An 11,929-nucleotide genomic window follows, 5' to 3' on the forward strand; every position below is an offset into this window, starting at 1 on the left:
CTGGAGTACGAGTTCCCGTGCGGCTGCTGCCTGCCGGGTGACGCGGGGCCGGCTCAGGTCTGCCAGGGCGCTGTCGACGTCGATGTCGCGGATCGAGCGCCAGATCTCCTCAGGCCAGTCCTGATCCGCACGACGGCACGGCTCAAGGACTCCCGGCAGCAAGCGTTCCGCCACCGCCACCGCCGCGAGGTCCGCCTGAAGTGCGTCCACCGGGACGCCTTCAAGTGCCTGAAGGCGCGACCGTACTCCTTCGAGCCGTGTCAACTCCCGCAGAGCTCTGGCTTCCCCTCGGGCAACTTCCGGACGGGCCAGTTCGTGTTCCTCGACGCATGCCGCCACGGCCTCGGAGACCCAAGGAAGCGTGCTCCCGGACGCAGGCAGACCGACACACCCGTACTCCTGGGCCACCGTGTCAACGTTCTCGGCGAGCCGCCGGAGTGCGGCCTGCCCTGCCATGGCGTCGACACCCAGCGGTTCGAGCAGGAGAGCCAGAATCTCGGTTCTGAGGCTCGTCCTGCCAGTCACCTCGGTCACCGCTACTCCTCATGCGGGCGGTGGTAGCGGAACGTGGGGAGCGGGCCGGGGCCCGGGGGAATCAGGGCCAGCTGGGCGACCCGGTGGCGTGGCGGCACGCAGGTACGCGGGGTGAACACCCACATTCCCTGGGTCAGGGTGGCTCCGAGGACCCGCTCCTTGTTTCGCAACCAGGGGTATCTGCCCTGCAGTTCGACATAGTTGTCGTTGGTGACGACCGTGCCCTGTGTGTCCTGCGCGATGGCCGTGACCAGCGCATCGCCCTTCCCCTCGGTTCCGGCCGGAGGCTGGATGAGCTCCCCCTTGCCGAGCGCCGCCTCCACCGCTGCCCGTTCCTCCTCCGCGACCTTGTGCCGGAACGTGGCATCGACCACGACATGCAGGACGGCATCGGGATGGTTCAAGGCCAAGGCGGCGCGGGCAGAAAGGAGTTGGCCGTACGACGGCCGGTCATCCTCGCCGTACACGCCGGGCTGACGCGGCGATCTGCCGATCCACGCGAGGTTGGAGCCGTCGACCACGAACACGGGCGCCGGGCCCGTTGCAGCCTTCGGTATCTGTGCAGGGATCGGCCTGGTGACCGTGTTTCCCGCGAGCAGGTCATCAAGTTCCTTGCGCACCGCCGGTGTCGGACCGCCGGAGCTGAAACTCTTGATCTCCTCGTTCAAGACCTCCTCACCGGTGCGTTCCAGGGTCGCCTTGACGTGGAGAAGGCCGTTCGTGTCGTACGTGTACTCCAGCAGGAAGCGGGAGTCCTCACGAGCCCGGGGCTCCGCGTAGGTGAGACGGAGATCCGTCAACTGCACGTTGTCAGGGTGGTCCAGGGGCCGGTCCGAGTCGCCTTCCCAGATCTCCACGGCAAGGCTGCGGGCGTTGTCCCGGCGCGGCGTGTAGTTCTTGCGCTCCTTCCAAGGCAGCGGCGAGTTGCGCGGGATGATCTGACTGAACTTCCGCTGCCCAGTGTCGTCCGTGACGACCGTGCCCAGGGCATGGCTCGTTGCCACCTGGATAACGCCGTCAACCTCCCCCGACAGCACAGCTGCCGCGATGGAGGCGCCGCGTGCGACCGCCGTCATGGGATCGCACAGTTCGACCGCGACGGGCTGCTGCTGCATGACCTCGGCGACCGCCGCCCGGACGCTCGGGATCTGGCTCGTGCCGCCGATCATCAGCACGGCGTCCACATCCAGGGGCGCCATGTGCAGGTCGGTGAGGCACTGCTGGACCGGCGCCAGGGCGCGGTCCACGAGGTCAGTGATGACGTCCTCCAGCTCGTCCTGCCACACCTCGACCGTGTCACCGTCCGGGGTCCTGATGGTGACGGAGTTTTCGGAGGACAGCCGGATCTTGTTGCGCTCCACGTCCAGCGCGAACTGCCGCTCCTGCGCGGGCGTCCACACCGATCGTGCCGGAGCCCGTTCGAGGACGAGGTCGCGCAGCCGACGGTCGATCTCCAGACCGCCCAGCTCGGTCACGCCCCGCGACGCGAGCTCCTCGAAGAACCCGTCCTGGTAATCGAGCACGGTGACGTCGATGGTGCCGCCACCCCAGTCGAAAACCAGAATGGTGCGGGCCTCTTGCAACTCGTGCACGTATGAGATCGCGGCCGCCGTCGGCTCGTTGAGCAGCGCCAGGACCTCGATACCCGCGAACTGCGCGGCGGCGCGCGTGCGGTAGCGCGCTGCACCCGTGGCATTGGCGGGCACAGTGATCACGGCCTGGTCGATGGCGGTGAGGTTGTGCTCCGCGCCCTTTCGCATGGCCTGGAAGACACCCGCGGCCACCGTTGTGGCCGCGAACCTGCGGCCCTGGATCGTGACGTATTCGTCGCTCTTGAGGAGTCGCTTGCAGGCCTCGGCCGCTTCCTCGGAGCGGAGCTTGGCCTCCCAGCCGAACAATGCCCCTCGACGCAGCGAGCTCATGCCCACCACCGACGGGAAGAGGTACTCGAAGCCGGGACGGCGCCAGTCGGCGTCGATGTGGTGGGCGTCCAGCAGCAGCACGTCGGCGTCGTCGCCGAGCCACTGGGCCACCACGGAGTTGGTGGTGCCGAAGTCGATCCCGGTCGCGGTCACGAGTCCTCCCCGGCAGCTTGGTCACCTTCCTGCACCCCGGGCAGGCGGCGCAGTTGTCCGGAGAGCACCAGCTTGCCGGTGGCCTGGTCCACGTAGGCGGGGCGCAGCACCTCGAACGCCTCGCCCTCGCCCTCCACCACGACGAAGAGCTCACTTTCACCGTCGGGCGAGTCGACACACCGCACACCCTGGTCCAGGAGGGCGGCACGGATGCCTTTCCGGAGCGAACTCGCGTTCTGCTTAGGTGCGCCGGCGAGCAGATCGACCTCGACCATTCGGGCCACGTACTCCTCCCGGGAGCGGAACGCCTCCAGAACGGCCTGACGCAAGGCACCCGTCACAGCGGCCTGGGTGGGGCGTCCCTCCTCCGGGAGCGCGGCCATGAGTTCGGTCGCCCGTTCGGTGAAGCGGGAGAGCAGCGTGGGAGGACTCAGCAGTTCTTCTGGGCGGTAGGTGCGTGGGGAGTCCTTGGGGGTTTCGGCTGCCGCCCGCCGCTTCTCCTGACGGTGCTTGAGACCGTTGTTCCCTTTGCGGGGCTCCTGTTTGGGTGCGGCTGAGGGTTTCCGCAGCCTACGGGGCACGTGTCTCACTGTGTGTGCATCCTTGCGTTGTGATCGGGGCGCCGGGGCGCGCTGAGCAGGTAGGGCAGCAGATCCGCCACCGCCTGCTGTCGCACGAGCGCCAGGCTTTCGGGGGAATGAGGCGTCGTTCGCCTGGTCAAAGGTGCCAGGGGCGGGACCAGCGTGACCGGCACCTCGTCCGGAAGGGCGTACACGTCCAGGTCGAGCGGCAGCACGAAGAACCCCGACCAGTCGTTGTCGCGCTCGGCGTCTCTGATGCGTTTCATCGCGCTGTTGAGCCGCGCGCTGACGTCCACGTCGTGCACATGCTCCCGCCGGAGGTCCCGGTACCGGGTTTCCCAGCTCGCCGAGCCGTGCGGCAGCCCGAGGTCCAGATAGGGATTGGAGGCTGCCGGTCTGTCGTTACGGGGAACGGTCCGGCGCTGCCGAACCATGCGGAGGTTTGACTCGGCGGACCTGTGCGATCCGCTGATCCCCTCCAGGACGACGGCTGCGGCGTCCAGTTCCTCCCGGAGCAGCAGCGTGTAGGCATGGAGGTTGAGGGCCTCGGCTCGGTAGGCCGGGGCAGCGGTCTCGAACGAGACCAACTTGTCTATCTGCGCCGACGCATGGGCCAGTTCGTTCAGGCACAGCAGGTCGTAGGCCTGACGCAGGGCCATGAGCGCGTGCAGGGGCGAACGCGACGGGTTGACGGCGGCCTTGGGCTCCCACAAGGAGAAGACGAGCCGCCACAGACCCCGGTCTTCCCATACGTCCCGGTCCCAGTTGCCGACGTCGACCCCGCCGAGGATCCGGCGCAGCCGGAGCACCAGATCGCGGGGCAGCTCCCTTTCGAGTTCCTTTACAACCGAAGCGTCTCCGTCTGCAACTCGCTCCAGGAGGTCGTAGACATCGCCGCCCGGGGGCAGCGGGTCGCCCCCAGCAAGGAACGTGGCCCGTCGCTGCCAGGCCGACCAGTCCAATGCGGTTGCCTGATCGGTGGTCACCTGATCAGGAACGAGGCGGGCTTTGAGGTACGCGTGCTCCGGCTGCTCGGTCCGGTACTGCCAGGGCTGGTGCTCGGGGCCGACCGTGCCGGCGTCGACGAGGTCGTCGAGGACACTCAGAGGTATCCAGGGCAGCAAGCGCGGCAGCGTACGAGGCGGAAAGGCGGCCGTGCCATCCGGGGTCGCGAACGTGGCGAGGAGGGCGAACGCCCCGGAGGGGTCCTCGCTCCCGGGGACAGCGAGTGTGTCGTCGCCGCCCGCTGTCAGTGCGGTGAGCCGTTGCTCCCCGATCTCGGACAGCCACAGGAAGCCGCCCGCGTGGGCGGCCGTGAGCGTGGCGGCGACTGTGTCTGGGGTGGCCTGTTCAAGGACGGCCCGTACGGCAGGCAGCAGCCGGTCGTCCGGTGCGTCGCGCAGGGCGTCGGCCAGGGCGTCATGGGTCGCGTCTTGCGCGAGGGGCGCAAGTTGCTGGAGTACAGCATGGGCCTGAAGTACCGCCTGGGCTCCGAACACCCCCACCTTGCGCCACCTGCGTACGGTGAACCCGTCGACGCCCGTGTCCGCGCTCTGGGCGTCTCGGCGTTCCCTGAGCGCCTTCAGCCGTTCCCGTTCCCGGGCTATGGCCTCGGCCCTGGGCCCCGAAGCCGACGGCGGACTTGTCACTGTCCGCGCCCTTCGTGACGGGGGCCGTGGCCCGGGGGCGGGGTGAGGGTAGAGGTGTAGGTCTCACCTTCGACGAGCGGGTTCTCCAGGGTGAGGCCGGCGGCGGCCATGCGGTCGTACTCGGTGAGTACGAGACGCTTGGTGCGGTACTCGCCGTACCTGGCGATCTCGTTGTTCTTCAGGCCGCCGTTGTCGGTCTTGAATGACTCCAGGATGTAGTCGGCGTCCTCGCGGGAGACTCCATAGAGGTGGAAGAAATAGGCGTCCAGTTCTGCTCGGAGTTGCGTGCGGCGGTCTTCGGACCAGACGAAGGGAGCTCCCGTGTCACCGAGATCCTTCGCCAAGGGCTCCATCTCCCAGGAGACGTAGACGAGTTCGAGGGTGCGGGGGGTGAGGAAGGCGGTGTGTGGGGCCATGTTGTCGGGGTGAGGGACGGGAAGCTGCTTCCAGGTCCTCAGCCCGGCGTCGATGCCAGCGACCTTTTGGCGTGCCACGTAGTCGAAGACCAAGGAGCTCTGCGCGCTCACGAGGGCTGCGCACAGCTCAGGGGGAACATTCGGGAACATCAAGGGGAACGTATTGCCCACACCTACGCGGGGGAGGAACGCGGGAATTGCTGTGCGTTCGTCAGTAACGCGGGCCACTCGGCGCCAGCCGAGCAACCAGCCTCGGCTCCATTCCAGCGCTTTGAGGCGCTCGTCGACACCAGAAATCCGCACCGAATTACCCTTGCGCGTGGTGGGAATCAGTCCAGCATCCTGGATCCATTGACGTGGCTGTGCTGCCCCGTACGGATCCTGCTTGGCCTCTAGCGGTACTCGCTCGTAGTCGTCGTTGCCGAGTCCGTAGTAGCTGTTCCAACGGTGATCGAAGAGATGGGCCATCTTCGCGTCATAGAGGGGTAGCATGCGCTCGCCGTCGCGCAGGAAGATATTCCCCTCCAAATGCCAGCCTTGTGAATCCAGTTGTGTTGGCTCACGGAAGAGGTCCGAGTCATCGGTTAGGTTGATGAACTGCTTGAAGGATAGATGCCACGGGTTGCCGTCCGCACGATGATCGCGCACCAGCACTGGCACCCTGCGCTGAATGGCACCAGTGAGATCGGCATCCCGCCGCGTGCGAAACACCGGCAGGGTCCCCGTGTTCGGGTTGATGAGGGCGATCTCTTCCGGTGACAACGCGAACACCGCCTTACCGTCAGCCAGTTCGTCCGGGTGGCCTAGGAAGAATGCGAAGCGCGCAGCTGGCTCGCTCAGGCCTCTGCCCGTAAGGGAGATCAGGGCGAACTGGTAGCGAGAGTCAACAGCTGGGAACAACTTTTCTCGCTGGCCGTTCTCAAAGTCGTACAGATGCTTGACCACACTCCGTCGTGACAGATCCTGGAATAGGAACTGAGCCCCCGCACCTGTGGCGATTTGAGTCGGTACGACTGTGCCGCATCGCCCTTCGGTCCCTGTGATGGAGACGAACCGTTCTGTGAACAGCTGATCGGTCTGGAGTGAGTTGACTCCCTTGACCGCCAGCCCTTTTCGAAGCTGCGGGTATGTTCCAGAAGCGCCCAGGAAGTGGAACGAGGACTTCACCCGTCGCCGTGCCGCGTGATACTTGTCGCCCTCCTCATTTTCGGAGGCCCACTCTGCAATCGCGGCTCGACGTTTCTGTCCGGAGAGTTGGGCCAGAGACGGCTCGACGACGCTGAAGTACTCCTGATCCTTGAAGTCGACCTTGTCCCACGGAGGATTACCCAATACGCAGGAAAAGCCCCCCGCCCACCCAGTGACAGGGTCAACCTCCAACCCTGAAGAGTCCTCGGGCACGCTGAAAACATCCGGAAACTCCAGATGCCAGTGAAAGAACCGGTACTCCTCGCTCAGCCGCCCGATCTCGTCGTGCGTCTCCTTCAACGCGCCCTTCCCGTCCTCCGACTGGAGCGACAGGAACACCCGCTGTGTCACCGGGGCGGGAGCGGACACCGTCTTCTCCCACATGAACGCGGCGCACCACGCGTCCGCGATCTTCATCGCGTCGCGGTACGCGGCGGATTTCTCCCACCTCCGGTACCGCTGAGCCAGCCTGCGTACCTCACCGAGTTTGTCGGTGGGCGATGTGTCGAGGAGGTTGCGTAGATCCTCGGCGAACGCCGAGTTCGTGACGCTGACCGACTCCTCCATCTCGGCGTCGAGCGTCACGATCCCCTGATGTTCTTCCTTGTTCCGCTTGAGCCAGCTCTTGGCCACCGACGGATCGTCGCCCTCAACGGCCTTGAACGCCTCATCAGGAACTCCGCCTCGCAGCAACGCCGGTGTCGCCCCGATGAGCCCATTACCGAGTTTCACGTGTGCGTCGAGGAAGCCCAGCGCCTTCCCCGGTTCCAGCGCCTCCATCCAAAGTGAGACCTTGGCCAGCTCCACAGCCATCGGGTTGAGGTCGACGCCGTAGACACACCGGGCGATCACCTCGTGCAGCGCGCTCCGCACGTCCTCCGCCGTGGGCTCTGGAGTCTGCTTCCGGACCGCCGCCACCCGCTTCGCGATACGGCGAGCGGCAGCCACGAGGAAGTGGCCGGACCCACAAGCGGGGTCACAGACGGTCAGTGACAGCAGCTCCGAGACGACAGTTTCGCGTCCGTCCGTCTGCTTCGCCTCGGCGGCCTTCTTCTCGCCTCGCTCCTGCGCGGCATCTATCACCGGGTCCAGAGTGGAGTCGAGCAGCACGTCCACCAGCGAGCTGGGCGTGTAGTACGACCCGGTCCTTTTGCGCTCATTACCGGCCCGCGGCACCAGCTCGAAAGCGCGGTCCTTGCTTGCCTCGGGCACGAGGTCGAGCAAGGACTCGTAGATCGCACCCAGTTCTTCCGCGTCCAGCGTGCGGTAGTCGACCGTACGCCACCGCTGGGCCTCCGTGTCACGGACGACCGCCAGATGCCGTACAGCGGCGAGCAGATGCACGTTTGCAAGGCTCAGGTCGTGCAGCGGGGCGTCGGCCGGTGTGTCGTCGAACAGGCCGCCCAAGCCCGGCAGGCCGAGTTCCGGCAGCCCGTCCTCCTTGCCGAGCGCGCCGAGGACGAGACGCAAGGCTTCCCACCGGTCCGCGTGCGAGGTGCCCCGGCGCCGACGGGATTGCCCGCGCAAACGGGCCGTCGAGAAGTAGTCGGCATATCGCTTGCGGGCCTCCGCCGGGGTCTTCGGCGGGTGGAGGGCGTCGCGGTCCTCGGCGACGAAGGCGAACAGCAGGCGGTACACCAGTCGCAGCAACGCCTTGTGGTAGGTGTGGCGGTCGAAGTTCTCGCGCAGCGCGCTGTTCGCCGGATGCCTGAGGAAACCTGTGCCAAGCTCCTTGATCGCGAGTCGAACGCCTTCGCTGATGTCGTCCAGGAAACGTGCGCCCAGGCGGATCGCCGTGTCCCGCCACACCTCCAGCCAGCAGGTCCACTGCGTGCCGCCGTCTGGGCTCTCGAACCGGGAGGCGTGCAGGAGTCGGTACAGGACGACGAACTCGCTGAACAGCTCACCGTCGAAGATCGCCTCAAGGTCGAACTCCACGTAGGCGGCCGTGGCAAGCGCGGTGGAGTCGCGCAGCAGACGCAGCTGACGACCGTTGGTCAGTAGCGCCCACAAGTGGGCCTCAGTGCGGTTCAGAGCCTCCTGCAGCAGCGACTGAGGAGCCGGGGCCCCCGCTCCCCGGTGCTTGTCGAGCTGCACGTTCCACGCCGTGACGTGTACCAGCGTGTTATCGCGACGGTGGCTGATCGGGAACGTCTTCGTGCCGTCGTCTGACAGGATGCCCTGTTCTCCGACCGGAGTGAGGTGGCCGAAGCCCAGCGTCTCGAACAGCGGCTCCACCCAGTTGGCGCGGGCGTATCCGGTGCTGTCCGGGCGGACCGACGACTCCGGTTCGGCGGGCAGCTTCTCTCGCAGCTCGCGCCACAGCGACTTGAGGTTGTCCCAATGGCGCTCTGCCTCGTCACGCACCGAACGGGAGCCCGGAATGCGGTAGTCGGAGGGAGCGAGACCCTTGAGATCCTTCGTGGGCCTGCCCTCGGAGATCCGCACCAGCATGTCGGCCGGCAGCAGCCCCCCGACCGTGTGGACGGCGGTGAACACCTGGTTGCGGGTGGTGGCGGACATCAGGCGGACACTCCAACCGAGACAGAGGCAGCGGCGGCAGCAGCGGCGGGCAGGTAGACGTACGCGCCGAGGATGTCGGCCGGCTTCTGGGCGGTGACCGACAGACCCCGGACGATCTCGCCGGAGGCGACGCGCACCCGGCGGTGGGCCGCGTGCAGATCGGCGGCCAGATCGTCGCCGTACGTTTCCAAGTGGCCGTTCACGTCGGGTAGTTGATCGAGGATGCGGGTCATCGTGCGCTCCCCGAAGTGCGGGTCGGTGTTCTCCGACGCCGTCGCGTCCAGCAGCCCGGCCGCTCGCTCCGGCGGCAGCCACACCGCGTTCCTCGGCGCGCCCTCGAAGGCCAGCAGGCGCGCGTCCTCCGCGACCAGCTGCCGTTCGCCGCTCCGGGACGGCAGGGTGAGGTGGAAGCGGTAGCGGACCAGGAGCAGGGTCGTCCTGGTGCTCACCGCGTCCGTCGTGATCACTCCGCAGCGGCGGGCCGGGCGGGCGCCCTCCGCCCGGGTGTCCAGCGCGGCGTTGAGCACGTGGGACGCGAGTGCGCCCACCACCGGGTCGGTGCGGACCAGCGCCGCCTCCCCTCGCGCCACGGCCGGGTCGGTACGGAACGGGATCTCGCGGTCCTTCTCGACAACCTCTGCGCCCACCACCGGCGCCAGCGCGTCCCGCAGGCCCGCCGGGGTGCCGCCGACCTGTGCGGTGAAGTCGTCGCCGCTGTCGCGCAGTACGGCGTTCAGGGCGCCCAGTGCCTCTCGTGCGAAGGTCCGGATCTCGCCCGCCCCGCCCAGTGCCTCCCGGATCGAGGCGACCTCGCGGGCCACCTCCTCCGGGTGGACGGAGCGCTGGGCGAACCGGGAGCGGGACTGCCGTTCGCGTTCCGCCGCCGAGTTCCAGTCGCTCTCCAGCTTCTCCTTGCCGACCTTGAAGGCGTCGGCGCCGAACAGGGCGTCCTCGTTCTCCCGGCCGCGCATCAGCAGCCACTCCACGATCGCGTCCGTCACGCCCGTCGACAGCTCGTCCGGGACGGAGACCGAGATGCCGAGGTCCTTCTTGATCTGGCGGTGCTTCTTGATGAGCACCTCCAGGACCTTGCCGTCGATGCCGTTGTCGTCGCCGTAGAGGGTGATGACCCGGACCTCGTCACGGCGCTGGCCGTAGCGGTCGACGCGGCCCTCGCGCTGGTCGTGGCGGGTGGGGTTCCAGGCCAGGTCGTAGTGGACGACGGCGTCGAAGTAGTGCTGGAGGTTGACGCCCTCCGAGAGGCAGTCCGTGGCGATCAGGACCCGGCGGGCCGCCGCGTCCTCGCCGGCCTCCGCCGCCAGCGCGTCGATCCGCTCGATGCGCTGCTGCGGCGACAGCTCGCCGGTGACCGCCTTGACGACCGTCCTCGCGCCCAAGGGGCCGCGCTTCTTCGTCTCCGGGTCGTTCGCGAGCTGCTCCGCCAGGTACTTGGCCGTCGGGATGTAGCGGCAGAAGACGATTGGGTTGTAGCCGTCGGCCAGCAGGGCCTTGAGGTGTTTGATGAGGGCCTTCAGCTTGAGGTCCTTCTCCGGGCCCTTCAACTGCGCCGCCAGGTCGGCCAGTTCGGCCAGCCGCGATTTCACCGGCCCCTCGTCGGCCCTCTCCTGCGTCTCCGCGCCCGGTGCCACGTCCATGCCCTCCATGGCGTCGCTGTCCGCCGCGTCGCTGTTGAGGGGAGCGCCCAGCTTGTCGGCCTCCTCCGCCGACGCCGCGATCGCCGCCGCTGAGCGCGTCGTCAGCGTCTGCGCCGCCGCGGCCGGGGACGACACCAGTGAGCGCAGCAGCGCGATCGCCGACCACCAGGCGATACGGGCCTCGCGCCGGCCCTGGCCGCCCGCCTCCTCGACGCGCTCGCTCGCGTATTCGATCGCGTCGTCCAGCAGGGCCCGGTACTCGGGGGACAACTTGTACGTCTCGTCCTTGAAGAAGCGGTCCGAGGGGAAGGCGGTGCGCTCGGCGAGGGAGTCGTCCGCCAGGCCGTCCTCCTTCGTCAGGTACTGGCGTACGTCCGCCCGCTTGCGGGCCACGAAGTGCTGGGCGAGCAGCTTCCTGCCGTTCTCCGACTCCAGGTTCACGTCCGCCAGCTCCGGTTTGACCAGGCCGAGCAGGTTCCGGAACGCCGACTCCTTGCCGCTGTGCGGGGTCGCCGTCACGAGCAGCAGGTGCCGTTCCGTGTCCTTGGCCACCCGGCGCAACAGCTCGTAGCGCAGCTGGTTCTGCGTGCTGGCCGACGTGTCGTCCGCGGCCACGCAGGTGTGGGCCTCGTCGACGATCACCAGGTCGGGGCAGTGGCGTACGAAGTCGTCGCGGTGGCGGGTGGACTTGATGAAGTCCGTCGACACGATCACGTTCGGGTACTTGTCGAACAACGACTGGCCCAGGTCCAGGCCACGCTCCAGGCGCGACACCGTCGAGGACAGGACCAGCTCGGCGTCGATGCCGAACTTGCCGCGCAGCTCCTGCTGCCACTGTTCGGCCAGGGCCGGGGAGCAGAGCACCGCGAGACCGCTCGCCTCGCCCTGTGCCAGCATCTCGCTCGCGATCAGGCCCGCCTCGATCGTCTTGCCGATACCGACGTCGTCCGAGATCAGCAGCCGTACCGTCTTCTGGCGCAGGGCCATCAGCAGCGGTACGAGCTGGTAGGCGCGGGGCTCGACCGCGATGCCCGCCAGGGAGCGGAACGGGCCCGCGCCCGAGCGAAAGCCGACCCGCAGGGCCGTGCGCAGCAGTCCCGCCGCCCGCTGGTCGCCGAGGTCGGCCGGCTCGGGCGGTGCGAAGCGGGCCTCCTCGACGGGCTCGAACGGGAGGACGGCCGCGATGTCGTCGTCCGAGCCGCCGAGCGGGCGCAGGACGAGCAGGTCGGGCTCGCTCTCGGGGAGCACCACCCACTCGCGGCCACGGGCCTTCACCAGGGATCCGGCGGAGAACGTGAATGCCATAGC

At 67.7% G+C, this 11,929-nt stretch carries 5 protein-coding genes; all 5 read right to left on the reverse strand.

Going from position 1 to position 11,929, the window contains the following annotated elements:
- Positions 1-536: 536 nt before the first annotated feature.
- From OHN74_RS41325 to OHN74_RS41345, 5 genes are read right to left on the reverse strand one after another with little or no spacing between them, the layout of a single operon-like run.
- Positions 537-2,609, reverse strand: coding sequence for an Hsp70 family protein (locus OHN74_RS41325; RefSeq protein WP_327699699.1), 2,073 nt, complete (start codon positions 2,607-2,609; stop codon positions 537-539).
- Positions 2,606-3,190 carry a hypothetical protein gene (locus OHN74_RS41330; RefSeq protein ID WP_327699700.1) on the reverse strand — a complete coding sequence of 195 codons (585 nt, stop codon included), beginning with the start codon at positions 3,188-3,190 and terminating at the stop codon, positions 2,606-2,608. The genes OHN74_RS41325 and OHN74_RS41330 overlap by 4 nt, the downstream gene beginning before the upstream one ends.
- A 5-nt stretch (positions 3,191-3,195) precedes the next feature.
- On the reverse strand, positions 3,196-4,839 hold the full coding sequence (locus OHN74_RS41335; RefSeq protein WP_327699701.1) for a hypothetical protein: 1,644 nt from the start codon (positions 4,837-4,839) through the stop codon (positions 3,196-3,198).
- Positions 4,836-8,966: an Eco57I restriction-modification methylase domain-containing protein gene (locus tag OHN74_RS41340; RefSeq protein WP_327699702.1), complete on the reverse strand. Its 4,131-nt coding sequence runs from the start codon at positions 8,964-8,966 to the stop codon at positions 4,836-4,838. Before OHN74_RS41340 ends, OHN74_RS41335 begins: the two co-directional genes overlap by 4 nt.
- On the reverse strand, positions 8,966-11,926 hold the full coding sequence (locus OHN74_RS41345) for a helicase-related protein (RefSeq protein WP_327699703.1): 2,961 nt from the start codon (positions 11,924-11,926) through the stop codon (positions 8,966-8,968). Before OHN74_RS41345 ends, OHN74_RS41340 begins: the two co-directional genes overlap by 1 nt.
- Positions 11,927-11,929 lie beyond the last annotated feature (3 nt).

Origin of the sequence: Streptomyces sp. NBC_00459 (assembly GCF_036013955.1) — a bacterium.
GTDB lineage: Bacteria > Actinomycetota > Actinomycetes > Streptomycetales > Streptomycetaceae > Streptomyces.